Raw genomic sequence first — 23,749 nt, 5'->3', positions numbered from 1 at the left:
TATGTTGTTTCCAAAAATAAATTATTTCAATAGAATAAACTTATATTTCTAAAAAATCCGCTTTTCTCATAGATTACCATTTTATAACAAAATCCCGTTACTTCGTCTTATGATTCAAAAGGGATACGGATGTGCTTTCGGCGGCGGGACCATTATCAACGCAATTGCCGCTTGGAAAGGCGGGGCTTTTGCGACGGAAATGAAAACGTATGCGCAAGTGATTCTTGAACCGGACAATGCCGGGCCCGGGTCCGGCAACGGTACCGTTTCCGGCGTCCGTTCTGATTCCAAGAGCGGTGCCGGTATCCCTTCGGTTTCCGGTCTGAATTTGAATGACATTTCGATGAATCCGTATCTGACGGAACGCTGCGTCGAAATTGTTTTTGAAAAATTTGATGTTTCCAAGTCCGCCCGCGTCATGACGAAAAGCGATATTCCGGCCGCCGGCGGTTTGAAAAGCAGCAGCGCTGCCGCCAATTCCTGCGTTTTGGCAGCGCTTGACGCGCTTGGTTATTTGAATGAAATCGGCGCCGAAAAGTCCGTTGATCCGCTTGAAGTTGTCAAATGGGGCGTTGCGGCGGCGAAAGACGCGAAAGTGACGATTACCGGCGCCTTTGACGATGCCTGTGCTTCATTTTTCGGCGGCGTCGCGCTGACCGATAACAAAAAAATGGAACTGATCAAAAACGAGCCGTTTGATTACGATGTTTTAATTTTCAATCCGAACCAAAAAGCGCACAGCGCCGATACGAACGTTGCCCGCAGCGTTCTTCTCAAAGATTTGGTGGAAATGGCGTTTGATTTGGCCAAAGACGGGCAATACGAAAAAGCGATGAAACTCAACGGTCTGTTGTATTGCGGCGCGCTCGCATTCAGTCCGGAGCCGGCGCTTTCCTGCATGGAACTCGGTCAAGAGTTCGGCATCGTTTCCGGACTTTCCGGAACCGGTCCATCTTTTATCGCGCTTTTCCCGAAAGGAAAAACCGAAACCGATGTCCAAAAACTAAATCAAATCAAGAATGATGTCAGGTCCAAATGGATTTCCTTGTATCTGGATTGCCGGATTTTTGATACGAAAACGTGTAATAGAGACGCAGTTTCCGAAAGTTTGAGCTTTTCAGAGAAAATGAAGGTGGAACAAAAAGATTTGACTGATTTAGTTTAATTTTATTTTTTAATTCATTTTCTCATTCATTTTTAATTTCTTTTTTAATTTCTTTTTTAATTTCTTTTTTTATTTCTTTTTTTATTTCATTTTAAAACCGAGGCTGATTTTTGACGATTTATGAACAGCCGACGCCATAACGCGCGCGCCGGCAGCGCACAAATTGCAGCAATATGGCGCCTGTTCCGAATGTGATCCCGCAAGTTCAGACCTCTGAACGCCGAAGGCGTGAAGAGGGTGGAACTTGGCGGATTGCTGTAAATATTATCTGAAATCAGTGACAGTGATAGTTCTATATTTTCAGACACTGTGCTGCACCTGACAGTTGACTATTTTTAAATTTCAATTTGCACCTGCAGTTGACTATTTTTAGATTTCAGTTTGTACCAGCAGTTTCCAACAAGACACGTATTTCTTAATCCAATTTGTACCTGCTGTTTGCAATTCTAATGTATCTGCTCATTGGTATCCGTAAAATACAGATGCTTCGCATCTGATTTTACGGGATGGTTTGTGTGACATTTTCAAAAAACCGCCTCTGCGTTTTTAAAAATCCAAACAAAAACGAATGCCGTAACGCGCGCGCCTGCCGCCCGCCCCCAAAGCAGAACCCGAAATTTCTTGAAATACTATTTTATATCTTAATCCGTTTCTTTTCTTCATCATTATTGAGGTTTTGACTTGAAGCGAACGATTGTTTTGGGCATTGAAGGAACCGCTTGGAACTTAAGCGCGGCCGTTGTTGATGAAGACGATGTCATCGTCGAAGTCACGCACACGTACCGGCCGGCCACCGGTGGTATTCATCCACGCGAAGCGGCCCAGCATCATGCGGCGCATATCGGGGAAGTCATCGGCGGCGTTTTTTCTCAGTTGGAAGAAAAAGGCATTTCCCACGACGAGATCGACGCCGTCGCTTTTTCCCGGGGACCCGGGCTTGGTCCTTGCCTTCGGATTGTCGCAACGGCCGCGCGCATGATTTCTCAAATTCTCAAAAAACCGCTCGTCGGCGTCAACCATTGCGTGGCGCACATCGAAGTCGGCGTCTGGAAAACGGCGGCCGTCGATCCGGTTGTTCTTTACGTGAGCGGCGCCAATTCTCAAGTTTTAGCGTACCAAGAAGGAACCTACCGCGTTTTCGGCGAAACGCTCGATATCGGTCTCGGGAATTCCTTGGACAAATTCGCCCGGTCGGCCGGTTTGCCGCATCCCGGAGGTCCGCTTGTTGAAAAATATGCCAAAGAGGCGACGGAAAACATCGAGCTTCCGTATACTGTCAAAGGTATGGACTTCTTCTTTTCCGGTCTTTCAACAGCTGCAACCCGTCTTCTTCAAGAAAACAAAAGTAAGAATCAGAACCAAAATCAGAACCAAACTCAAAATCAGAATCAAACTCAAAACAAAAACAACGGCGAAAAAGACGGCAACGTTGATCCTGATGACAAATTTTTGGCCAACATTTGCCGGGCGTACCAGGAAACCGCTTTTGCGATGTCGGTCGAAGTCACCGAAAGGGCGCTTGCACACACCGGAAAATCCGAAGTGCTTCTCGCCGGCGGCGTCGGCGCCAATTCACGCCTTCGTGAAATGCTCAATCAAATGTGTGAAGAACGCGGCGCCAAATTCTATGTTCCGGAAAAAAGGTTCATGGGCGACAACGGCGCCATGATTGCTTATACCGGACTTCTCATGTACAAAGCCGGCGACACGCTGTCTCTGGAAGAGTCCGCGGTCGACGCCGGATTTAGGGCAGATCATGTTTCCGTCACCTGGAAAGAAAAAAATCCCATTCATGTGGCAATGGAAATTCAAAAAATGAAAAACGGGGCGGAAGCGGTTGTTTCCATTTGTCCGAAAGTGTTCGGATTTGAAAATCAAATCCGCGCCGTTGTGTCCGATAATCTCGGAAATCAAAACCCTGATGCCCTCAAATCCGAAATGGTTGTCAAAGAACGGGTTCAAAAAGGATACCGTTTAGATGTTTTGGACGCCCGGATTCGAAAAGAACGAACGCGTGTCGAAGTCCGAATGATGACGGAAGCGCGCCAGGCAGGTGTTTTAACGCCGGTCGTGTACGGCGTTTCCGAAACTGCCATTAAAATGGAATACATCAGCGGCATTCCGGTTAAATTTGTCATCGATGAACACGATGGAACTGGTGGAGACGATGTCGAATTCACAAAAAAATTAGGAATTTCCGTCGGCAAAATGGTCGGAAAACTTCACGCGGTCAACATTATTCACGGGGATCTCACCACGTCCAATATGATTTATACAGATGAGGAAGCTGTTTGCTTTATTGATTTCGGGCTTTCCTTTACGGACAAAAATATCGAAGCCAAAGGTGTTGACGTTCATGTTTTGTTCCAAACGCTCGAAAGTTCGCACCGGAACTCAAAGGCGTTGATAGAATCGTTCTCGGAAGGATATATATCCGAATTTAAACAGGCGGCTGACGTTTTAAAACGAGCCGAAGAAATCAAATTAAGAGGACGTTACGTTTAATTTTAACTTTAAACTTTATTATCTTTAATTTGGACTATTTTTATTTTGAAAAACTGAAATCGGAGGATCATAATGAAAGACCAAGGACTCCCAAATCTGCAGCATAAAATTCAAAAAATCGTTTTCGTGACCGGAAACGCCGGAAAATTCAATGAAATTCAGGGAATTTTATCGGGTTTTGGTATTGAAGTCATTCAAAACAAAGGCGATTATCCGGAAATTCAGGCGGATGATTTGGAACCGATTGCGGCGGCGAGCGCTAAGGCGGCGGCGGAAGATCTGGGCATTCCGGTTTTGGTTGATGATTCCGGCATTTTTATTAAAGCTTTAAACGGGTTTCCGGGGCCGTATTCTCGGTTTGTTGAAGATCATCTCGGCAATCCCCGCGTTTTGAAATTGATGGACGGGGAACAAAACCGGGACGCTTATTTTAAAACGGTTGTCGCTTTTTGCAAACCCGGCGAAGAACCGCTGACGTTTGCCGGAATTGTTGAGGGGAAAATCGCATTTGAAGAACGCGGAACCGGCGGGTTTGGCTTTGATCCGATTTTCGATTACAACGGAAAAACATTCGGCGAACTCGGAACGGAATTCAAAAATACAATTTCCCACCGGCGGCGCGCCATTGACAGTTTTTTGAATTATTTGAAATCCGTATGATTCAAATAATTCTCACATTTTCAAAAAAATTTAAATACTGTTCTGATTGTTCTTCTTTTAATGACGTTTCTTTTTTCATATTTTTTCATCTTTTCTAAATTATATTTAATTTCAAATCGAATTGTATACAATAGAAAAACAATAGTCTGAATCAGTTTTAATAATCTGTTTGCCGATTTAAACGGCAATGACAAACTACACTCGTAAAAAGCCGGTCATTAGTGGAACCATCAGCCCTGCTCATAAACGGAAAATTGATGACTTAATCCAAAAAGGTGAGTTTGCGAGTGTCTCTGATTTTTTAAATCAAGCCGTTTCCGAATATTTGCGGGAATATGACGAGAAACAATCGCCTTCCTTCAGTTCCATGTCCGAGAGCGACCGCATGCTGCTCAGCGAAATGATTCGGGAACAAATCACGCAGTTTTATGAGAAATCGAAAAAAAGTGAAAAGTAAAATGAAAAATGAATTCGGTTGAACTGATTGCCGGATTTTTTTAAAAATCTATTTCTCTTGTTTTTATTTTTCGTTGTTTTTATGCCCTTCCGGTCTGTTTTTACGGTGGCGGCGGCGCGCGCGTTATAGCAACACATTTCCATTTTGATTTTTTGGACGGACGGCCGTTTTTCAGATTTTATTTTTCAGATTTTTTTCAGATTTTATTTTTCAGAGCCGGAATATCAACAAGTAGGCAACCAATGTAATCAGGATGCTGTAAAGCGTTCCGATCAAATAATATTCCGCAAAGGACGGATCTTTAGATATTTTATCATAGCGGGCGATTGATTTGGCGGTCATGATCAAGCCGACGGCAGCGAATTGATTGATGATCATAAAAAAACCCATCAGCAACCGCTCCAAAGATCCGATGGTCGCCCCGGCGCCCGCAATTGTCGTTTTGTCCGTTTCGTCATTTTGTGATTCATTTTTCAGCGGTTGGTATTTTGAAAAAATCTTTTTAAAGCTGATGTTTGCCGGTTTGAGGATAATTGCCGCAAAAAGAACAATTTTGAATCCCATATACAAATCGGCGGATGAAATGATGATTTCCGCCGCGTCGGATGTTGTTTCAACGAAAAGCCAAGCGGCGGCAACCAAAATAACAATCAGGTGAAGAACTTGGTCCGTAATGTAAGCGTTTCTCTGCCTTTCAATTTTGAACTCAGCTGTGTTTTTAATCCACCGGCATTTCACCAAATCAATCACAGCATGGGAAATGATAATTCCGGCTATCGCCAAAATGACGGCAAAAATTTCCGAATTTGACGGACTTGGAATATGAAATAGGGTTGGGAACAATAAGTAGACAATTAGGAATATTAAAAACGGAACGGCATAAAGAATGCAGTGTATTCCTGTTTTCCGATAATTATTTTCTTTTTCGCCAGCGAGCTTTTCCGTTTGAAAATAATAGTCTCCAACGACGTGGCAAAATAAGAAAATGAACAGATAAAAGTTGAAAATTTCCGTATCCATTTTATTTCTCCCTCATCTCTTAATTCCGGCTTTGCACGAAAAGTCGGTAAAATTACAAACTTTTCGTGCAAGTTGGTTACTTTTCGTGCAGATTTCAAAAAAACGTTCTCCCGTGATTTATAAAATCTCAAATTTTTAACATGCTACTTCAGTTTTGACGGCCCCAATTTCTCCAAATTTATTAAAATCAATCTCTACATCATGTAAATATCTTGCTCTAATCAACATTGTGATGTTATAGGCAATAAATTTACAGTACAATTCGTTTATTTGAGCAGTGTGATTTTTTGATTTCAAGGAATCTCCTAATTTCTTTTTAATTGCACCGAATGTTGATTCAACATTTGACCTCTCGTGATATTTTTTCATAAATTCTTCTTCGTTTGTTTTAAAATAATAAAACGCATCGAACCACGCTTTGGAACCTCTTTGTTTTCCTGTAGCGTTTGATTTAAACGGGATAAGTAATTCAAAACCGCAATCTTTCCCCAAATCATAATTTTTTCTAGAAAGGTACGCCTTGTCAGCAGTTACTCTTTTTACATCAAAGTTCTTCATGGCACCTTCAACAAGTTGGTTGAATTCTTTTATGTCCGCAGAATTTCCATCAGTAGCCACCATATCAGCAACAATATTCGTATTCACGCCCGTGATGATATGTGCCTTTAACCAATCGTTCTTTTTTCCGGTTCTATGCTTCTCTCTACACCACTCGGAATAAGTTGTTGTCCGGAAGCCGGATGAGTCAACAGCAAAATTCTCCTCGATTGAGGCCATTGGAGCTGCGGATAAGCGAAGAAGCTCTCGGAGAATGGGTGTGGCTTCTTTTCTATTAAGAAAAGTAGAAACCCCATTGATACCTGGCGTACGGGAGATTTTATTCTGCTCTGCTATTCGTTTAAACAATGTTTGTACTCTTCGTGACGATTTTTGGAGGTATGCCTTTTGTATCGAATAATATAAAAGGGCTTGATTAGGTGTTCTCGGTCGTCCAATCTAATTTTCTTTATTTTCAACAGTATTAACAAGGTCTAAAAGGTATGTGTCGAACAATTCAATTTCACTTGTTTGCGATTTGTTGTAAAGTGACCATTCAGATAGCTGGGTTTGCTTGATTGTGATTTTATCATTTGTTTTTAATTCCATATTGTTATCTCCTATTAATTAAATTTGCAATAAAATTGCACAATTCTATAATAAACAATTTTGTTATTTAAATGTATCTTTAAAAAATTTCAAATATTTTGCCCAATTCTATGTCAAATAAAAGATTATTTATAATAGAATTGCACTATAGTATAGTAGATGTTTATGACAAAATTGGACAAAAATAAAATGAAATTAATTGAAGAGTTTCCCGATATTGATTATAAGAATATTCCGAAAGAAATATTAAATGAATTTTATAAAGACGAAACACATATAATTAAAAAAGAAATGAACACATCGTTTGATGGCAAATTATTCTCTGTCAGAATTCCAAAAGAAATAGCGAGTGAACTAAATATTAAAGAAGGAGATGCTATCTACTTTGAATTGGCAAAATCAAAACCCAATGAACAAAATGTGATAAAAGAAGCAAAGATAAAAGTAGTTTCCAAAAATAAGGGTAAAGAGAATCAGGATGTAGCAAAATGATGATTTTGAACGCGCAGGAAAAAAAAATAATGAAAGTTCTGTATTTGGCAAACAAACCACTTTCTACAAAAGAGATTTCAGAAAGGGCAGAATTGTCGTGGCCGACGACTAAAAAATACCTTGATGAAATGCACAAAAAAAATTATGTAGATGGTGGAATAAAGGGTAATTCTGTTTTTTGGTGGATTAAGTATTGATACAATCTCATATTTCATTTATTTTCTTGAGATATTCATCTATGATTTCAGGAACGACTTCATGAGCTATTCCACGAACCATTTCTTTCAATTCTGTTTTTTGAACAAGCAATTCGTCTCCCGGGACGACCTCTTGTTTCTTTGTGATTTCATTGTTGTTGTAAAATTCAATAAAACGATACAAGGCTACTCGAACAATATAGGATTTGCTTTTTTGAGTGTCTTTTGATATATTTTCAAGTTCGGTATCCAAATATTCATTTAATGCTGCTGATATTTTTGGCCTTACGGAATTGTCTTCTGGTACTGTTTCTATAAGTGTTGAATCATCAAAATTGAGATTTGTTCTTTCTGCAATTAAAAACACTATTGAAGTGCTTACAACATCCGATATTGAAGTAAATTTTCCCGATTGGGTCATTGAATTCAGTTGATTCAATAATTTTTGGCTTATTGTAAATGATATTGAGCTTTTTTTGCCCCGTTGAGTCATAATAATTTGATGTTTTTTGAAAATATTATCATTCGTGACAACCCGTACGCATACATCAAATGAATGATTACTGCTAATCATTTATGCGTATTTTATAAATACAATGATAATCCATTATCATTGTTATAACCCTGCATCGGGTTTACTTTTGTGGATAAAGAAAGGAGAACTATAAAATGGCAGATTTTTTGACTCCGGCATGGTTTGGAGAGAACGCAGGTATATTTATTTTGTTTTTAATTATGCTTGTTGTAGCGTATTGGACTTACAATAAAAATCCATTCGAGAAGCCTGTTAATCATATGATTAAGTTGTACGGATGGGATACGTTTTTGAATAAAAGCGTGGCTGAAATTGATGCGTATCTAAATGAAAATGTTGATTTTTCAGAGAAAGATTTAGATTATACATCAACCGAACTCGCAACAGAAATCTATCTTCGTGTAAATCGAATGAAGCGGAAGGATTTTGATAAGGAACAGGGTGTTAAAAAAAGTGAAGCAGAAATAGCAGAAGATAATAGATTGAAATGGGTTAACCGATTCGAAAAAATCAAAAGCTTTTCAAAAATTATGTTAATTATCGGAATTTTAGTCGCATTAATCGGCTATCCAATTGGACAGCTTCTTATAATCGTGTTTTTGCCTTTGCTTCTTTTATGTATTGTCCTGATTAAATTGAAAAAGCCAAAGCAGATAATGGAAGAAGAGGAATGAACGATTATGAAAAAAATAACTTCTATTTTTTTACTTTTGTTAATCGTTGCCGGCATTTTTATTTCCGGCTGTGTTGAAAATACAGACAATTACGGTACTGTCCGTTATGATGGAACTGTTTATCCAATCGGAAATCCCAATAACGTAACAAGTGAAAATTTATCTCCTGATACATACTACTTGTTTTTTAAAAACAGTGAAAATAGCCGTGATGGATATTATTTCATAAATGGTAAAGGACAAGTTTTTGAAAACTTAGAAAATGATTACAAACACTATCCAATTGAACTTACGCCTTATGAAATAGAAGAAGGGTCATTTGATTGGGAGGAGTGGATTGAGTTAAGAGATATGGGTTATTTCTCATAAAAATTTCCCATTCTTTCTTTTTTTAAAACGTTTTCAAAAGGATTTTTCTTTCAAAGTCATAATATGAAAATTTTCAAAGTTTAATTCTGTGTAAAAAGTCCGCATTCTGTGTATAAAGTCGGAGAAAAAACAGACTTCTTACACAAAGCCTTTTCGTGCAAATGACATACTTTACGTGCAAAATGGACTTTTCGTGCAAAGCCGGTTGAATTTATTTAAATTATCTAAAAAAATGATATTTCGTGTAGAATTTTACTTTCTGTGCAAAACTCATAAAGCCAAAGTCGTAAATGGCAGACTTTTCGTGCAAATGACAAACATTCCGTGCAAATGACAAACTTTCCGTGCAAAACGGACTTTTCGTGCAAAGCCCTTAATTCCCATACCGGACTTGGAGCGTCTTGCAAATCGATTTCTTCATTCGGAGGTAATTATAGTAACCTGAACTTTGGATTCTCAAGTTTAAGGCGGGCGCAGACACATTTAACAAAGCTGCCAATTCTTTTTGGGAAACCTTTGTGTCATGTCCGAATCGAAGAACGCTTTCCTTTACAAGAGTTTTTTGTGTTTTCCGCCAGTGTTTTTCCATGTAATCGCACATTCGGAGACTTTCGTTGACCAAATTGACAATATCCGGCAATTCATTATTTTCAACTTCTACCGCAATCTTAGATATATTATAATCGTTATTACTGTGGATAATATTTATCGCCTGCCGGGCGCACCAATAAGCCGGTCCGTCAGCGCCGACGCTTGATTTTCTGTTAATTTCCGTTTCAATTTTTCCGATGCCGATGCCGAACCTGATTTCCACGGGTTCCAGCTCAAATTTTATCCGGTCTAAAATCTCAAGCAAAAGTGTTGCATCTTTCAGAAGTCCCTGAAATTCATCTCCTAACGTAATGACAAAATCAGAGGCAATTTCATAGGCATATTGCTGATTGATTCCGGCCAGCACGTCGCTGAGTCTTTTTTGAATTTTATTTCGGTCCGTTATTTTTTTGGATGAAATAATATCGCCGATGACGGCAAAATATGTCTTTTCATTCATTTTGTCTCACTGTCTGTGAACGATTTTTGAAAATAATTTGTTGAATGGATGGAACTTCGGTTATAACTTTAATTTTAGTTGAATTTGGGTTTGACACTTAATTTAGTTGAATTCAGTTAACGCTTTATTTTTATTGATTTTGATTATGATCTTAATTTCAGTCAAATATAGGTTAAATCTTTAATTCAAATCAAATTTAGGTTATATCCTTAATTTCTATTAAATTTACGGTATAACCTTAATTTATGTCAATTTTAGGTTATATCCTTAATTTCAATTAAATTTAGGTTATAACCTTAATTATTATGAATTTTATTATTTAAATTTATTTATTTTCCGCTCATCTTCTTTTTGAATGAACTACCACTGTAACGGAATTTTAAACCGTTTTTGTGAAACAATTATATAGGTAAATACCTATTTCCATGCAGAACTTGTCGTTTCCTTCCGGTTGTTTAACCATTTTTCGGGAAGCGGCTTGTGGTTATTATCATCCTTATTATTTTTATTCTCATGAAATGATTTTGTCATTTTCATTGTTTTCAACTATGTTTTAAAAAGAGGTTAAGAGGTTTACCATGATGGAATATTTGATTTACCTTGCTCCCATCTCCGGTCTCATCAGTCTTCTTTTTGCAGCCCTTTTGGCGAAAAAAGTCCTTGCTGAGGACAAAGGCTCAAAAGAAATGCAAGAGATTTCTGCGGCGATTCAGGAAGGGGCAATGGCTTACTTGAACCGGCAATACAAAACGATTGCTGTCGTTGCCGTTATTTTAACAATTTTAATCGCGGTCTTCTTATGGCCGCACGGCGGTCTTAAAATTGCCATCGGATTCGTTTTCGGTGCGCTTTCATCCGCTGCCGCCGGTTACATCGGTATGAACGTTTCCGTTCGCGCTAACGTCCGAACCGCCAGCGCGGCCCGGGACAGTTTGGAACACGCTTTAAACGTCGCGTTCCGCGGCGGCGCTGTCACGGGTCTCTCCGTTGTCGGTCTTTCCATTCTCGGCGTCAGTTTGTTCTACATCATCTACGGCGACGTCAACCTTGTCGTCGGATTTGGTTTCGGTGCCAGTTTAATCAGTTTGTTTGCCCGTGTCGGCGGCGGTATTTACACCAAAGCGGCTGACGTCGGTGCGGACATTGTCGGAAAAGTCGAAGCAGGCATCCCTGAAGACGACCCGAGAAACCCGGCCGTTATTGCAGACAACGTCGGCGACAACGTCGGCGATTGTGCCGGTATGGGCGCCGACTTGTTCGAAACCTATGCGGTCACTTTGCTTGCTGCGATGCTTCTCGGATCCTTGGTGCTGACTTCCATTCCGAATGCGATTTTGTACCCGCTGATTCTCGGCGCGGTGGCCATTTTGGTCTCCATCGTTTCCGTTTTCTTCGTCCGTCTCGGCAAGAGCAAGAATATCATGAACGCGCTTTACAAAGGCGTTGCCGCTGCAACTGTTATCAGCGCCGTTCTCTTCTTCATCGTGACGTACTACTTGATGGCCGACTACCGCTTCTATTTGGCAGCCCTCGTCGGTATGGCGATCACCGTTTTGATGGTCGTGTTCACGGAATACTACACTTCCACCAAATACCGCCCGGTCAAAGACATTGCGAAAGCTTCCCAAACCGGCGCCGGTACCAACGTCATTTCCGGTCTCTCTTTCGGTTTTGAAAGCACCGCCCTTCCGGTGATTGCGATCATTGCCGGTATCTTGATTTCTTACTTCATTGTCGGCGGCGCAGCTGACTCGACCGTCGGTCTCTATGGTATTGCGATTGCAGCCGTTTCCATGCTTTCCACGACCGGTATGATTGTGGCGCTTGACTGCTACGGTCCGATTACGGACAACGCCGGCGGTATTTCCGAAATGTCCGGCCAGCCGGAATCTGTTCGTGAAATTACCGATGCGCTTGACGCGGTCGGCAACACCACCAAAGCCGTCACCAAAGGATATGCGATCGGCTCTGCCGCTCTCGGTGCCTTGGCCTTGTTCGCGGACTTCAAATTGAAATCCGGACTCACTTCCGGCGATCTCGCCATTGACAACCCGCTTGTCTTGGTCGGTCTTTTAATCGGCGCGCTTTTGCCGTTCGTGTTTGCGGCCGTCACCATGCGTGCGGTCGGAACAGCTGCGATGGGCGTCGTCGAAGAAGTTCGCCGCCAGTTCCGGGAAATTCCGGGCATTATGGAAGGAACCGCAAAACCGGAATACGGTAAATGTGTCGACATCGTGACAACCGCGGCGCTTCGCCAAATGGTGATTCCGGGTGCGTTGGCCATCATCGTTCCGTTCGTTGTCGGATACGTTTTCGGATCCGCTGCGCTTGCCGGTCTTTTGATCGGTATCATCGTCGTCGGTCTCATGCTCGCCATGACCTTGAACAACGGCGGCGGCGCCTGGGACAATGCGAAAAAGTTGATTGAATCCGGTCTTTACGGCGGCAAAGGTTCTGACGCTCACAAGGCGGCCGTTGTCGGCGACACTGTCGGCGACCCGTGCAAAGACACCTCCGGTCCGGGCTTGAACGCTTTGATCAAAGTCGTTAACATGATCGCCATTTTGTTCGCTTCCCTTTTCATCGGCGGCGGACTTTTGGGCGGATTGTTTTAAATTGAAAAAAAGAGGAATCGACTTTCGACTCCTTCTCTTTTCTTTTTTATTTTGTGTTTTTATTTGTTTTTGATCTTTTCTGTTTTGTTTTTGGGCGCGCCGCACGCGCGCGTTATCGCGGCACATTCTTCTTTTGTCAAAAACGCGGGACGATTTTTTAAAAAGCGGCGGGATTTTCGCGTAAATATCTTTTTATATGCCTGTTCCGTATTTACCCGTCAACAGGTGATTTTTTGAGAATTAAGTCCAGAGTCAGTCTCAGAAAAAATGATAAAAATAAAATTGTTGAATCATTGGCGGAAGTTTTTGGGGACAGCGTCTCTTCTCTTTCCGATTCCAAATTTGAGGTCGTCACGACGGACGAGTTCAAGGTGATTTTTGTCGACGGCAAGCAGATGTTTTTCGAATTCGACGGCGATATTTTCCCGACGGTTCGGGGCGCGCTGTCTTTGATGCCGGACAAACGGCTGGTCGTTGTGGATATGGGCGCCGTTAAATTCGTGGTCAACGGGGCGGACGTCATGAGTCCGGGCATCGTTTTGGCGGACACGGGCATTCAAAAAGATGATTTGGTGATCGTTGTCGACATGACGCACAAAAAACCGCTCGCCATTGGGCGCGCGTTAATTTCAGGCGAAGAAATGACGAATTCCAAATCCGGCAAAGCGGTGAAATCGTTGTCGTATGTCGGCGATACGCTGTGGAATTTGGAAATTTAATCCAAAAATTTGATTCTTTCTTTCATTATTCGTTTATTCATTCAAATTCCCGAATTCGGCTAAAATGCCGGCTTTCGGGCATCACTTATATATAAGTTTATAAATGAAGAAATCATTAAGCTATTGATTATTCAGATGATTTTTGATAATTAGATTAATAAATCATTAAGCTATACATAGAGCAATTAAATTCAAATTGTCAATTTATTTCACACTTCCATTTGTTTATTTTAACTTACTTTCTAAACTTTGAATTCCAATTCAAACCAAAGGTGTCTATCGTGAGTTTCATGAAAAAAATCCTTGGCGGGTCCGGCCAATCCAAGCAATCGGACGACTATTCAGCATACATTGACCTTGACAAATTCGAAAAGGACATTGACAAAGACACGGCGAACGAGCCGGCGGAAACTTACGTCAAGATTGCGATTTTCACCAATTTTGATCAAATCACGATGCTCAAAAAGGAAATCTACGACGGCAACATTCTCATCGTCGACATTTCCAACATCAAAGCTGACGAGCGCCTCCGCAACCACTTGTTCAACGAACTCAAAGATGTGGTTTTGGACGTCCACGGCGACATTGTCGGCATGAAAGACAACAACATTTTAGTCACCCCGACCGGCATTAAGGTCGACAGAAGAAAAATCGGCGGAAACTACTGATTCCGATTTTCTTTTTTCATTTCTTTTTTTCGTTTCATTCGCTTCGGTTTTTGTTTTCTTTTTTGGCGGGCGGCAGGCGCGCGCGTTACGGTACCCATTTTCGTTTGGATTTTCAAGAACTAGTGGTTCGTTTTTTATTTTGTTTTTTAAGAACTGAGCGGTTCATTTTTTATTTTGTTTTTTTATTTCGGAGTCTGTTTTTTTCATCATCCCAAGCAAACCGCCCCGCTTAAACAGACGCCTTTGGCGTCTGTTTAAGCGGATATCGCAGAATGGGAAGGTGCAATTGGCGGCAGTAAGTACAAAACTGAGGGAAATATCATCTGTATTGTTGGAACCTGTTGCTGAAAACCGGAACAAGAAATAGGTGTATTGTTAGGAACTGCAGATGCAAACTGAAATTTAAAAATAGTCAATTGTAGGTGCAAACTGAAACTAGAAAACAGTCACCTGTAGATGCAATCTGAAATCTAAAAATAGTGAACTGCAGGTGCAATCTGAAACTAGAAAACAGTCACCCGTATATGCAAACTGAAACTAGAAAACAGTCACCTGTAGATGCAAACTGAAATTTAAAAATAGTCCCCCGTAGGTGCAATCTATACTTTTAAAATATATACTTCTGAAATGTTGGAAATATTTTGAGTTGCCTTTATATATGCAAAGGCGATTCTTTCCACCAGGTGAATACTTTTTGATTGAAGATACTTTTGAAACACGAACCAATTGCCCGCTTTGTCAAAACGAGCTGATCATGAAATGGCAGCGGGACAACATTCCGTATTTCGGCGACATCATGTACACGACGTCCATTTGTTCGAACTGCACGTTCCGCTTCGCCGACACGATGATTTTGACCGGCAAAGATCCGGTTTGCTATTCGTTGGCCGTCAACACGCTCGACGACTTAGACGCTCGCGTCATTCGCTCGACCTCGGGAACCATCATTATTCAGGAACTCGGCATCATGGTCGAGCCGGGCCCGATTTCCGAATCCTACATTACAAACGTGGAAGGCGTTCTCCAACGCATCCGCAACGTTGTTGAAAGCGCGACCCGCTGGTCGGAGGCTGACTTCGAAATGGATAAAGTCGAACGCGGGCTTTATTTGTTGGCCAGGATTGACGAAATCATCGACAATCCGGCAACTGCCGAATGCAAAATGACGCTTGAAATCAAAGATCCGCTCGGCAACAGCGCGATTTTGTCCGCCAACGCGAAATCAAGAGAGCTGACCTGTGACGAATTGGAAAATTTGAAAACCGGCATGATTATTCTGGACATCGATAAAGAAGAGTTGTCTCATGACATTTCAGATGAAGCAAGTCCGATCGGTCGGTTTGAATAAAATAAAATAGAATATAAAAAATAGAAAATAAAAAGTCCGACGGACTTTTTATTCTTTAACCTTTTTTAAGTTAAAATTAAATTACAATATTCTTCTGTTTTCGATTTCTTCATTTGCCATGGGTCTGATTCTGTAATATTCTTTTAAACCAGATTCAACCAATTTTTTGTACAAAACAACTTCTTCGAATCCGTCGCTTCCAATTTTATCATAGTCTTCTAAATGGATACGGTATTCCGGATAAGCAATCGTACAGTAACCATCGTCTTGTGTTGTTGTTATGAATAAATAAACCTCTCCAACTTCAAGAAGTGAGTCACCTGGCGTCATAAAACCATAATATCCATCACCGAATTTTTCAAAAGAATCTATTGAAATATTTTTTTCGCCAATTATTTCTTTACGGAGATATTCTTCCGTATAATAACCACCGTATTGTTTTAATTCAATAGTATCTTTCAAAGCAGGGCCTTTGATTAATTCAATGATTTCAACATCGTATAAATTGTTGGGATTTGGGAAATCTCCTTTCTCAGGTTGAAAATTTCCATTATGACTGACAACTCTTCCAACGAAGACATGGTCACAATAAGCAATTTTAAATTCCGGAATTGATGACCCATATAATTCATAATCCTCTGCCATTTCAAAGAAACCTTTTCGTAAGTTGTCATATTCTTCTTGAGTTACATCAATTCCGTAGAGATCTTTGTGTACTTCTCTAAAAAGCTGATATTCAGATTCATATAACTCTTTTTCATTTGTAGCAGTTGTTAATGATATTATTGATACAACTGAAAATAAAAATAATACTATTAAAATAGCTGAAAGGAATTTTTTATTTTTATATCTCATATTATCCCCACCTGCATGTGTATACTGCTCTATCTTGAGTTCCAAGAGTATTTAGACTAGATGGATTGTTAGCAGGACTTGGTTGCATAATATTATTATCAACGTGGATTTCATCAATTCCTAAAGCATGACCAAGTTCATGAGTCATTGTTTTTACACGTTGCGCTTGTGTAAAATTGCTTATGACTGGTACATAATATGTAATTGATTTATTCTGTGAATTATAAACTCCGGGTGTAGCTGGCTGGTATGGATCATACCTATTTAGTATATGGATATCTAAATCTTGCAATGTTAATATTGTATCTTTCTCAATTTTTACTTTTCCTAATGCATTCCATATTGCGATAGATGTGTTTAAATCACCAACATAGTATGCAAGTGTTCCACCATATTGCATACCTTTTTTTGAATCGACCGCTTCTGTAATATGGAAATTACATGCAGTTGCACTGGAAATCATTGAAAATATAATCAATGCGCAAAGTATTGAAGTAATTTTTAATCTCATTTTATCCTCCTATTTTTGCTTAAACCTCAAATTTTTTAAGCACAGTCATTCAATTTTTTAATATATATATATATATATTTCGTAAGTTAAAATATCTCTGTTTTTATAAATAAAAAATAATTTGTTTATGTACATATGCATTCATTTTCAGTGAACACAATCCTTTTATAATGCAAATTGTTCCTACCTTTTATGTTCACAATCATTACAGGCGCTCAATTTGGGGATGAAGGAAAAGGAAAGATTGTCGATCTTTTGGCGAAAGACTATGAAATTGTCGCGCGGTTTCAGGGCGGCGACAACGCCGGACACACCGTGACGATCGGCGACGACGTTTATAAATTACATCAAATCCCGTCCGGCATTTTGGTTGGCTCGTCCGTCATTATCGGTCCGGGCGTTGTTTTAAATCCGTTTTCGCTCATGGACGAAATGAAAATGCTGGAAGAAAAAGGCGTCAAGGTGACGCCGGACAAATTCGGTATCGATGCCAAAGCCAGCATCATTATGCCGTACCACATTGCGCTGGACACATTGTCCGAAGTTTCTCGAAAAGATAAAATCGGAACCACCAAAAAAGGAATCTCGCATGCGTATTCCGACCGCGTTCTGCGGGACGAAATCCGCCTCGAAGATCTTTTCGACGAAGAAGTCTTCCGCGCGAAAATCAAAGACATTTGGCCGTCCAAGGCGCAGGCGATTGCAAAACTCGGCGGCAGTCCGGAATATATTATGCCGGAAAAAACCATCGTGGAAATGCTTGAACTCGGTCAAAAACTGCAAGATTTCGCCATCGACGCGTCTCAAATCATTAATACAGGACTCCGAACCGGCCGAACGATCATGGCCGAAGGCGCCCAAGGATCGCTTCTTGACGTCGTTCACGGCACGCAAAAATATGTGACGTCGTCGTCCACCATCGCCGGTTCCGCCTGTACCGGTCTCGGCGTCGGCCCGACTTGCGTGTCAAACATCATCGGAATCACGAAAGCTTATATTACCCGTGTCGGTAACGGTCCGCTGCCGACGGAACTCACGGATGAAGTCGGCGACCACCTAGTGAACGTCGGCCAAGAATTCGGAACGACGACCGGCAGAAAACGCCGCTGCGGCTGGTTTGATTTACCGCTCGTGAAAAAATCTATCTTTTTGAACGGCTACACCGAACTCGCGTTTACAAAATTGGACGTGCTGACCGGACTCGACCCGATTCAGATTTGCGTCGCGTATGAATTAGATGGCGAACGAATGGATTATCCGCCGCTGCTCACCAAAGATCTGGATCGCTGCGTTCCGGTTTATTCTGAAATGAGCGGCTGGACTAAAGATTTGACGGACGTCAAATGTTTTGACGATTTGCCGGAAAACGCCCGGGAATATGTGACCGCGATTGAAAAACTGTGCGACATTCCGATCACCTACGTTTCCGTCGGACCCGGACGCGAGCAAACGTTTAAAATGCCGGACCGTGAGCCTGAAATTTATTGCAATAAGTTTGCAAGAGGATTGTAAAAGAATTTCGTCACTAAAAATCTAGTCAGGTTTGTATCAGTTTGTCAAGCAAACCGTCCCGCAAAATCAGACGCTTTGCGTCTGTATTTTGCGGAATCCATCTGCAAGATACATTCCAATTTACAGTATAGATTGCACTTGCTGTTTCCGGCAATACAGTCTTTTCTTGATCCGATTTTCATCTTCTGTTTCCAACAATACAGTCTTTTTTTGATCCGATTTGCACCTTCTGTTTCCAACAATACAGTCTTTTCTTGGTACCGATTTGCACCTTCTGTTTGCAAATACAGAATAAAACCAAATTGCATCTACAGTTTTCCATCTCAATTGTATCCGTTCGCGGTATCCGCTTAAACAGACGCAAAGCGTCTGTTTAAGCGGGATGGTTTGCTCGACATAATTAAATAAATGCGCCTCTTATTTTTGAATAATTGAAGAAAATGTGTGCTGTAACGCGCGCGCCTGCCGCCCGCTCAAAACCAAATACCGTTTTCCAAATGCCTGCAAACACGGCAGAAATGCCGATTTTTAACACAATCTTTATATAGAAACGCTCTGTTTTGAGTTACATTTGAGTCCTTAATGTTCAAAGTTTCCCGTTTCGGCCATGGGGTCTTTGAGACATAAGCGTTTGATACTTCAGCCAGCGTCGTATTAGACAACAAATATAATCCGAACGAACCGATGACTTCAAAAGAAGAAAAGCGGGGAGTTGAATTTAAACGGTACGACTTGTCGTATCACGGTAACCGAAAATCAACATCAGGTTGGTTTGAACACTTTTCGGTTGTAACAGCAGTTTTGCACTGCGTTATGATTGTCGGTTGACCGTCTCAGTTCACATGCAAAAAATTGCGGACTGCCATTTAAGTGACTCCTATTGACCCTTTTTGGGACTGCTTTTTCATGCTCTTTTTGTCGCGGTTGTTTATCCGATATTGACTTTATATTTCGGACAAATTCAGATTATAAAAATTTAAGGAGATTATTTATGACAACAGCATACGATGTTCCGGCAGCCGAGTTAATCGCGAAGGTTGCGGAGAAATTGAAAGAAAACGACAAAATCGTCCCGCCCGAGTGGGCAGAATACGTCAAAACCGGCGTTCACAAAGAATTCCCGCCGGTCCAAGAAGACTGGTGGTTCATTCGCTGCGCCGCCATCCTCCGGATGATTTACACAGACGGCCCCGTCGGCGTGGAAAGACTTTCCTCCATCTACGGCGGCAAACAAGACCGCGGATCCAAACCGTACCACCGTGCCAAAGGAAGCGGCTCCATCATCAGAAAAGCCCTTCAACAACTCGAAGCCGCCGGCTATGTCGCTAAAACCGACAAAGAAGGCCGCGTCGTCGCAGGCCCCGGACGGGCGCTTCTCGACAACACCGCCTACGAATTGAAAGGCGAACTCCTCGAGAAATACCCGGGACTTAAAAACTACTAATCACGGAATACGTATCGATTGTACCAATTGTACTAATTGTACCGATTTGAATTGAAAAGGAGTTTTGAATATGGACAACGAGCTTGAAGAAATCAGACGTCGAAGACTTGCACAAATGCAAGAACAACAGGCTCAGGCTCAAATGAGCCCCGAGCAAGCCGCCTATCAGCAGGAACAGGCCAAATCAGAAATGGACGCTCGAAAACAAGAGCTTCTCCGGAAGATTTTAACGCCCGAAGCCCGCGAACGGTTGACCACGCTTCGCATGTCTCGCCCGGCCCTGGTCGAACAGCTTGAAATGCAGCTCATTTCACTGGCGCAAAGCGGCCGCATTCAAAACATGATTGACGACGAACAATTGAAACAGCTGTTGACGCAAATTCAACCGCCCAAACGCGAAACATCCATCAAGCGCGTTTAAGAAAAAAGCGGTCCGAATTCCAAAAAAAGATTGCAGCAAAAACAAAACCCATCAAAAACCAACGTCAAAAACCAAAATCAACATCAAAACCATTAAAAAACCAAAATTCAAAAAACAGAAATGGAGAAATGTTATGACAGAAAAAGCTCACGTATTATTCAGCGGCGGAAAAGACAGTTCTTTGTCAGCCATTATCCTTGAGCCGTTCTTTGACATTCAGTTGGTCACCTGCAATTTCGGTATTCTGCCGACCGGAACGGTCGCGGCGGATATCGCCCAAGAACTCGGATTCCCGCATCAAATCTTAAAACCGGATGTCAGCGTCTTAAAAGCGGCGGCGGAAACTGCCGTGAAAGACGGCTTTCCGAACAATGCGATCAACGACATTCACCGCCACGTTTTGACAATGCTTGCCAAAACAGACGGCGTATCCATGATTGCCGACGGACTTCGCCGGGACGACCGTGTTCCCCACGTGCCGCTTCCCGAAATTCAAAGTTTCGAAGCCAAAAACAAAGTTCTCTATTGCAGCCCCCTTATGGGATTCGGGCGCGCGGCCATCAACAAAATGATCGAATCCAATTTGGTCATTACGGAAGAAGAAAGCGCCGTTATGCTCAAATGCGATTACGAGGCTGAGCTTCGGGAATATTTGTACGGCGAAATCGGAGAAGAAGCAACACATAAGCTGTTTCCCAAATCTCACAAGCAATCGCGGGTCATTTCCAGAATCCGGAAATGAATGTCTGTAACAGTCAATCAAAAATGAATGTCTGTAACAGTCAATCAATATCGATCCAATTCGACAATTCAATCATTCATTATTCAATTTATAATTTAATTAAATAATTTATTCAATTAAATTTATGAAATAACCCCTAGAAGGTGTTTTTTTATGAGCAGAAATCTGAAAGGACAAAAGAAAAGATTAGCAAAGGCGCACGTTCAAAACGCCCGCGTGCCGGTCTGGGTCATCATCAAGACCAAGAGAAATGTGACTTCACACCCCAAGAGACGCCACTGGAGAAGATCCAGCATGAGATTGAAGTAATTTTTCAATCTTTTGTGAATGAAATATCAGGAATATCTCAGTAATATCATTACAATAATCAGGTGATTAAATGGCAGAAGACATTGTCAAAGAACAAATTTACACCATCCCGCTCCGGGATGTGAAGGCGGTGCCCAAATGGAAGAGAGCCAACAAAGCGATGTCCATCATTCGGGAATACCTTGAACGGCACATGAAAGTCGAATCCGACAAAATTAAAATCGACAAATCCATCAACGAACGCATCTGGGAAAGAGGCAACCAAAAGCCGCCGTCGTTCATCCGCGTCAGAGCCGCAAAATACGCGGACGGCGAGGTCCAGGCTGAGTTGTCTGAGAACTCTTAAACGAACACAGATGAGCTGAACGTCAAAGAATTTTACAAAAATTCTTGACCCACATTTCATTTGTTTGTTGGTTTGTCGTCGTTTTAATTTTGACTTATCCAAAATTAAAGAGAATTATGACAATACAAACGATTAACATTATGGATACCCCTGTCATCGGGGTTTTTTCCACCTGCACGGAAGACGTCTGTTTGGTCCCGAAAGGAACGACGCCGGAAGCGGTCGAGCTGATTCAAAAGAGGCTCTCTGTTCCGGTTCACTCCTGTCTGGTCAACGACAGCGTTTTGGTCGGCTCTTTGTGCCGCGGCAATTCCAACGGATTTATCATTCCGGGAAGAGCGGACACGAAGGCCTTGGAAAAGCAAACCGGTTTTGCTTTTCACACGCTTCCCGGCAAATTAAACGCCGTCGGAAACTTGGTCTTGGCGAACGATACTGCCGGCTTGGTTCATCCCGACGTTGCGGACAACGTGCTTGAGTTCATTGGAAATGCGCTCAAAATCGACGTCTGCCGCGGAACAATCGCGGGCATCAAAACAGTCGGCATGGCCGGCTGCGTGACCAACAACGGTCTATTGGTGAGCCCGGGAATTACCGAGGACGAATCCGCACTCTTGGAAGAGCTGTTCGGATTTGCGCCGATGGTCGGCAGCGTGAACTTTGGTTCACAGATGGTCGGCTCGGGCATCTTAGCCAATTCCAAAGGATATTTGGCGGGAACCGAAACCAGCGGTTACGAACTCGGAAGAATTGCAACGGCTCTTGGATTTGATTAATGAAAACGATTTTGAAAAATCGATCGGAATAATCAATCTGAAAATCGAATCTGCAATTCATTGCAAATATGATAAAATAATTAAGTATAGAATAATAAAATCGGTGATATCAATGCCAAGTTATATTGTTACAGGAAAATTCAAGCCCGGATTCTTCTGGCAATCCTTCACAAAAACCGTGGAGAGCCAGAATGAAAAGAACGCTCTTGACAAAGTTTATTCCACCATCGGAAGCAAACACCACCTTGAGAGACGTTCCATTAAAATCGAATCCATCAAAGAGGTTTAATGATGGCGCAGGTCAGTGAGCAGCAGGCCCGTCAATTGGTTGCTCAGTATCAGGACTTTCAGAGAAACGCTGAAATGATTCAGGACCAGATGAATATGGTCCGGAACACTTTAGCGGGCTGTGAAAGCACCCTTCGGACCGTGACGGGTCTCAAAGAGGCGGCGACAAACGACGTCGAATCGGTCATTCCGGTCGGTTCCGGTTGTTTTGTCCACGCCGAAATCAAGAACTTTTCAAAGGTTATTGTCAGTGTCGGCGCCGGCGCAAACATCGAAATGAGTGTCGAGGATGCGATCGGATTCTTGAACGACAGAAAAGGTAAACTTGAAAAAATGCTTCAAGATCTCAACACGTCACTGACCAATATTGTCCAACAAATGCAGTCGATTGAAGCGGTTTTAAATCAGAATTGATTGATTCCCTTCTTTCTTCTTTTTTGTTTTCTTTTTTTCGATTTTTTCCTTCTATTGATCTTGTTTTATTTTCTGTTTTGTTTTGTTTTGTTTGTTTTTTTGGTGAGCGGCATGCGCGCGCGTTACGGCGATCATTTTTCATTTTAAGTTTTACAAAAAACAACTGTTCATTTTTATCGATGTCAAGAAAACCATCCCGTAAAATCAGATGCGAAGCATCTGTATTTTACGGATACCGCTGAGCAGATACAGTTTAGAAATAGTGAACGGAAGATGCAAATTGGATACGGAATCAACTGTATTTTTGGAAACAGTAGGTGCAAGCTGAAATATAAAAACAGTCAACTGCAGGTGCAAACTGAAATTTAAAAATAGTTAGTTGCAGGTGCAATTGGAATTTAAAAATAGTAATCTGTAGGTGCAATTGGAATTTTCAAATCAGTGTATCTTACTGATGGGATTCCGCAAAATACAGACGCAAAGCGTCTGATTTTGCGGGGCTGTTTGCTT

The 23,749-nt window shown here is 41.7% G+C and carries 28 protein-coding genes; 21 read left to right on the top strand and 7 right to left on the bottom strand.

What is annotated here, in order from left to right; genetic code table 11:
* Positions 1-109 precede the first annotated feature (109 nt).
* The 4 genes from MsAg5_RS05865 to MsAg5_RS05850 all read left to right on the top strand — a co-directional run bounded on the left by MsAg5_RS05865 (position 110) and on the right by MsAg5_RS05850 (position 4,787).
* Positions 110-1,165, top strand: coding sequence for a shikimate kinase (locus MsAg5_RS05865; protein WP_338099690.1), 1,056 nt, complete (start codon positions 110-112; stop codon positions 1,163-1,165).
* A 681-nt stretch (positions 1,166-1,846) separates the two neighbouring features.
* Complete coding sequence (locus MsAg5_RS05860; protein WP_338099689.1) at positions 1,847-3,670, top strand: Kae1-associated kinase Bud32; 1,824 nt, start codon at positions 1,847-1,849, stop codon at positions 3,668-3,670.
* Between the two features lie 108 nt (positions 3,671-3,778).
* Positions 3,779-4,330 (top strand): XTP/dITP diphosphatase, encoded by a 552-nt coding sequence (locus tag MsAg5_RS05855; protein WP_338099774.1) that lies wholly within the window; start codon positions 3,779-3,781, stop codon positions 4,328-4,330.
* Positions 4,331-4,517: 187 nt separating this feature from the next.
* Complete coding sequence (locus MsAg5_RS05850) at positions 4,518-4,787, top strand: ribbon-helix-helix domain-containing protein (RefSeq protein ID WP_338099688.1); 270 nt, start codon at positions 4,518-4,520, stop codon at positions 4,785-4,787.
* A 210-nt stretch (positions 4,788-4,997) separates the two neighbouring features.
* Here the strand turns inward: MsAg5_RS05850 and MsAg5_RS05845 are convergent, their stop codons facing one another.
* The 3 genes from MsAg5_RS05845 to MsAg5_RS05835 form a co-directional block, all read right to left on the bottom strand.
* Entirely contained in the window at positions 4,998-5,807 is an 810-nt protein-coding gene (locus MsAg5_RS05845) for a DUF3307 domain-containing protein (RefSeq protein ID WP_338099687.1), read from the bottom strand.
* Between the two features lie 135 nt (positions 5,808-5,942).
* Complete coding sequence (locus MsAg5_RS05840; protein ID WP_338099686.1) at positions 5,943-6,713, bottom strand: transposase; 771 nt, start codon at positions 6,711-6,713, stop codon at positions 5,943-5,945.
* A gap of 90 nt (positions 6,714-6,803) precedes the next feature.
* Positions 6,804-6,953, bottom strand: a complete 150-nt coding sequence (locus MsAg5_RS05835; RefSeq protein ID WP_338099685.1) for a hypothetical protein — start codon at positions 6,951-6,953, stop codon at positions 6,804-6,806.
* Positions 6,954-7,118: 165 nt separating this feature from the next.
* Here MsAg5_RS05835 and MsAg5_RS05830 point away from each other — a divergent pair, with 165 nt between their 5' ends.
* Both MsAg5_RS05830 and MsAg5_RS05825 read left to right on the top strand, forming a co-directional pair.
* Positions 7,119-7,445 (top strand): AbrB/MazE/SpoVT family DNA-binding domain-containing protein, encoded by a 327-nt coding sequence (locus MsAg5_RS05830; protein WP_338099684.1) that lies wholly within the window; start codon positions 7,119-7,121, stop codon positions 7,443-7,445.
* On the top strand, positions 7,442-7,642 hold the full coding sequence (locus tag MsAg5_RS05825) for a winged helix-turn-helix transcriptional regulator (RefSeq protein ID WP_338099683.1): 201 nt from the start codon (positions 7,442-7,444) through the stop codon (positions 7,640-7,642). The genes MsAg5_RS05830 and MsAg5_RS05825 overlap by 4 nt, the downstream gene beginning before the upstream one ends.
* Before the next feature lie 7 nt (positions 7,643-7,649).
* On the opposite strand, the gene MsAg5_RS05820 is transcribed toward MsAg5_RS05825, so the two are convergent.
* Positions 7,650-8,135, bottom strand: coding sequence for a hypothetical protein (locus MsAg5_RS05820; RefSeq protein ID WP_338099682.1), 486 nt, complete (start codon positions 8,133-8,135; stop codon positions 7,650-7,652).
* A gap of 176 nt (positions 8,136-8,311) precedes the next feature.
* Between MsAg5_RS05820 and MsAg5_RS05815 the strand changes: the two genes are divergently transcribed.
* Together MsAg5_RS05815 and MsAg5_RS05810 are read left to right on the top strand one after the other, a co-directional pair.
* Entirely contained in the window at positions 8,312-8,851 is a 540-nt protein-coding gene (locus tag MsAg5_RS05815; protein ID WP_338099681.1) for a hypothetical protein, read from the top strand.
* Between the two features lie 6 nt (positions 8,852-8,857).
* The gene (locus tag MsAg5_RS05810; protein WP_338099680.1) at positions 8,858-9,220 is read left to right on the top strand and encodes a hypothetical protein; all 363 of its coding nucleotides are present in this window, start codon (positions 8,858-8,860) and stop codon (positions 9,218-9,220) included.
* A 373-nt stretch (positions 9,221-9,593) separates the two neighbouring features.
* Here MsAg5_RS05810 and MsAg5_RS05805 read toward each other — a convergent pair whose 3' ends face one another.
* The gene (locus MsAg5_RS05805) at positions 9,594-10,271 is read right to left on the bottom strand and encodes a SatD family protein (RefSeq protein ID WP_338099679.1); all 678 of its coding nucleotides are present in this window, start codon (positions 10,269-10,271) and stop codon (positions 9,594-9,596) included.
* A 581-nt stretch (positions 10,272-10,852) separates the two neighbouring features.
* On the opposite strand from MsAg5_RS05805, the gene MsAg5_RS05800 reads away from it, so the two are divergent.
* The 4 genes from MsAg5_RS05800 (at position 10,853) to MsAg5_RS05785 (ending at position 15,621) form a co-directional block, all read left to right on the top strand.
* A complete protein-coding gene (locus tag MsAg5_RS05800; RefSeq protein ID WP_338099773.1) occupies positions 10,853-12,886 on the top strand; it encodes a sodium-translocating pyrophosphatase in 2,034 nt (677 codons plus the stop codon).
* A gap of 233 nt (positions 12,887-13,119) precedes the next feature.
* Positions 13,120-13,605, top strand: coding sequence for an RNA-binding protein (locus tag MsAg5_RS05795; protein ID WP_338099678.1), 486 nt, complete (start codon positions 13,120-13,122; stop codon positions 13,603-13,605).
* 290 nt (positions 13,606-13,895) lie between these two features.
* The gene (locus tag MsAg5_RS05790) at positions 13,896-14,273 is read left to right on the top strand and encodes a cell division protein SepF (protein ID WP_338099772.1); all 378 of its coding nucleotides are present in this window, start codon (positions 13,896-13,898) and stop codon (positions 14,271-14,273) included.
* Between the two features lie 694 nt (positions 14,274-14,967).
* Positions 14,968-15,621 (top strand): ZPR1 zinc finger domain-containing protein, encoded by a 654-nt coding sequence (locus tag MsAg5_RS05785; RefSeq protein ID WP_338099677.1) that lies wholly within the window; start codon positions 14,968-14,970, stop codon positions 15,619-15,621.
* Positions 15,622-15,702: 81 nt separating this feature from the next.
* On the opposite strand, the gene MsAg5_RS05780 is transcribed toward MsAg5_RS05785, so the two are convergent.
* Positions 15,703-16,476, bottom strand: coding sequence for a hypothetical protein (locus tag MsAg5_RS05780; RefSeq protein WP_338099676.1), 774 nt, complete (start codon positions 16,474-16,476; stop codon positions 15,703-15,705).
* A gap of 1 nt (position 16,477) precedes the next feature.
* Complete coding sequence (locus MsAg5_RS05775; RefSeq protein WP_338099675.1) at positions 16,478-16,987, bottom strand: zinc metalloprotease; 510 nt, start codon at positions 16,985-16,987, stop codon at positions 16,478-16,480.
* A 192-nt stretch (positions 16,988-17,179) separates the two neighbouring features.
* Here MsAg5_RS05775 and MsAg5_RS05770 point away from each other — a divergent pair, with 192 nt between their 5' ends.
* The 9 genes from MsAg5_RS05770 to pfdA all read left to right on the top strand — a co-directional run bounded on the left by MsAg5_RS05770 (position 17,180) and on the right by pfdA (position 23,239).
* Positions 17,180-18,499: an adenylosuccinate synthase gene (locus tag MsAg5_RS05770; RefSeq protein ID WP_338099674.1), complete on the top strand. Its 1,320-nt coding sequence runs from the start codon at positions 17,180-17,182 to the stop codon at positions 18,497-18,499.
* A 991-nt stretch (positions 18,500-19,490) separates the two neighbouring features.
* A complete protein-coding gene (locus MsAg5_RS05765; protein WP_338099673.1) occupies positions 19,491-19,943 on the top strand; it encodes a 30S ribosomal protein S19e in 453 nt (150 codons plus the stop codon).
* A 70-nt stretch (positions 19,944-20,013) separates the two neighbouring features.
* A complete protein-coding gene (locus MsAg5_RS05760; RefSeq protein WP_338099672.1) occupies positions 20,014-20,364 on the top strand; it encodes a DNA-binding protein in 351 nt (116 codons plus the stop codon).
* Between the two features lie 133 nt (positions 20,365-20,497).
* A complete protein-coding gene (locus MsAg5_RS05755) occupies positions 20,498-21,106 on the top strand; it encodes a DUF7411 family protein (protein ID WP_338099671.1) in 609 nt (202 codons plus the stop codon).
* A 153-nt stretch (positions 21,107-21,259) separates the two neighbouring features.
* Complete coding sequence (locus MsAg5_RS05750) at positions 21,260-21,415, top strand: 50S ribosomal protein L39e (RefSeq protein WP_338099670.1); 156 nt, start codon at positions 21,260-21,262, stop codon at positions 21,413-21,415.
* Positions 21,416-21,485: 70 nt separating this feature from the next.
* Positions 21,486-21,761, top strand: coding sequence for a 50S ribosomal protein L31e (locus MsAg5_RS05745; protein ID WP_338099669.1), 276 nt, complete (start codon positions 21,486-21,488; stop codon positions 21,759-21,761).
* A gap of 140 nt (positions 21,762-21,901) precedes the next feature.
* Positions 21,902-22,537 carry a translation initiation factor IF-6 gene (locus tag MsAg5_RS05740; protein ID WP_338099668.1) on the top strand — a complete coding sequence of 212 codons (636 nt, stop codon included), beginning with the start codon at positions 21,902-21,904 and terminating at the stop codon, positions 22,535-22,537.
* Between the two features lie 112 nt (positions 22,538-22,649).
* Complete coding sequence (rpl18a, locus tag MsAg5_RS05735) at positions 22,650-22,826, top strand: 50S ribosomal protein L18Ae (RefSeq protein ID WP_338099667.1); 177 nt, start codon at positions 22,650-22,652, stop codon at positions 22,824-22,826.
* A gap of 2 nt (positions 22,827-22,828) precedes the next feature.
* Positions 22,829-23,239, top strand: a complete 411-nt coding sequence (pfdA, locus tag MsAg5_RS05730) for a prefoldin subunit alpha (protein WP_338099666.1) — start codon at positions 22,829-22,831, stop codon at positions 23,237-23,239.
* Positions 23,240-23,749: the final 510 nt, after the last annotated feature.

The organism is Methanolapillus africanus (assembly GCF_032714475.1).
GTDB lineage: Archaea > Halobacteriota > Methanosarcinia > Methanosarcinales > Methanosarcinaceae > Methanolapillus > Methanolapillus africanus.
The sequence above is the reverse complement of the archived record's forward strand: the minus strand, read 5'-3'. Positions and strand labels throughout refer to the sequence as shown.

Coding starts and splice junctions, on each gene's coding strand:
- MsAg5_RS05865 (WP_338099690.1), top strand. CDS start 110: ATGATTCAAAAGGGATACGGATGTGCTTTCGGCGGCGGGACCATTATC.
- MsAg5_RS05850 (WP_338099688.1), top strand. CDS start 4,518: ATGACAAACTACACTCGTAAAAAGCCGGTCATTAGTGGAACCATCAGC.
- MsAg5_RS05845 (WP_338099687.1), bottom strand. CDS start 5,807: ATGGATACGGAAATTTTCAACTTTTATCTGTTCATTTTCTTATTTTGC.
- MsAg5_RS05835 (WP_338099685.1), bottom strand. CDS start 6,953: ATGGAATTAAAAACAAATGATAAAATCACAATCAAGCAAACCCAGCTA.
- MsAg5_RS05830 (WP_338099684.1), top strand. CDS start 7,119: ATGACAAAATTGGACAAAAATAAAATGAAATTAATTGAAGAGTTTCCC.
- MsAg5_RS05825 (WP_338099683.1), top strand. CDS start 7,442: ATGATGATTTTGAACGCGCAGGAAAAAAAAATAATGAAAGTTCTGTAT.
- MsAg5_RS05820 (WP_338099682.1), bottom strand. CDS start 8,135: ATGACTCAACGGGGCAAAAAAAGCTCAATATCATTTACAATAAGCCAA.
- MsAg5_RS05815 (WP_338099681.1), top strand. CDS start 8,312: ATGGCAGATTTTTTGACTCCGGCATGGTTTGGAGAGAACGCAGGTATA.
- MsAg5_RS05810 (WP_338099680.1), top strand. CDS start 8,858: ATGAAAAAAATAACTTCTATTTTTTTACTTTTGTTAATCGTTGCCGGC.
- MsAg5_RS05805 (WP_338099679.1), bottom strand. CDS start 10,271: ATGAATGAAAAGACATATTTTGCCGTCATCGGCGATATTATTTCATCC.
- MsAg5_RS05800 (WP_338099773.1), top strand. CDS start 10,853: ATGGAATATTTGATTTACCTTGCTCCCATCTCCGGTCTCATCAGTCTT.
- MsAg5_RS05790 (WP_338099772.1), top strand. CDS start 13,896: ATGAAAAAAATCCTTGGCGGGTCCGGCCAATCCAAGCAATCGGACGAC.
- MsAg5_RS05780 (WP_338099676.1), bottom strand. CDS start 16,476: ATGAGATATAAAAATAAAAAATTCCTTTCAGCTATTTTAATAGTATTA.
- MsAg5_RS05775 (WP_338099675.1), bottom strand. CDS start 16,987: ATGAGATTAAAAATTACTTCAATACTTTGCGCATTGATTATATTTTCA.
- MsAg5_RS05770 (WP_338099674.1), top strand. CDS start 17,180: ATGTTCACAATCATTACAGGCGCTCAATTTGGGGATGAAGGAAAAGGA.
- MsAg5_RS05765 (WP_338099673.1), top strand. CDS start 19,491: ATGACAACAGCATACGATGTTCCGGCAGCCGAGTTAATCGCGAAGGTT.
- MsAg5_RS05760 (WP_338099672.1), top strand. CDS start 20,014: ATGGACAACGAGCTTGAAGAAATCAGACGTCGAAGACTTGCACAAATG.
- MsAg5_RS05755 (WP_338099671.1), top strand. CDS start 20,498: ATGACAGAAAAAGCTCACGTATTATTCAGCGGCGGAAAAGACAGTTCT.
- MsAg5_RS05750 (WP_338099670.1), top strand. CDS start 21,260: ATGAGCAGAAATCTGAAAGGACAAAAGAAAAGATTAGCAAAGGCGCAC.
- MsAg5_RS05745 (WP_338099669.1), top strand. CDS start 21,486: ATGGCAGAAGACATTGTCAAAGAACAAATTTACACCATCCCGCTCCGG.
- MsAg5_RS05740 (WP_338099668.1), top strand. CDS start 21,902: ATGGATACCCCTGTCATCGGGGTTTTTTCCACCTGCACGGAAGACGTC.
- rpl18a (WP_338099667.1), top strand. CDS start 22,650: ATGCCAAGTTATATTGTTACAGGAAAATTCAAGCCCGGATTCTTCTGG.
- pfdA (WP_338099666.1), top strand. CDS start 22,829: ATGGCGCAGGTCAGTGAGCAGCAGGCCCGTCAATTGGTTGCTCAGTAT.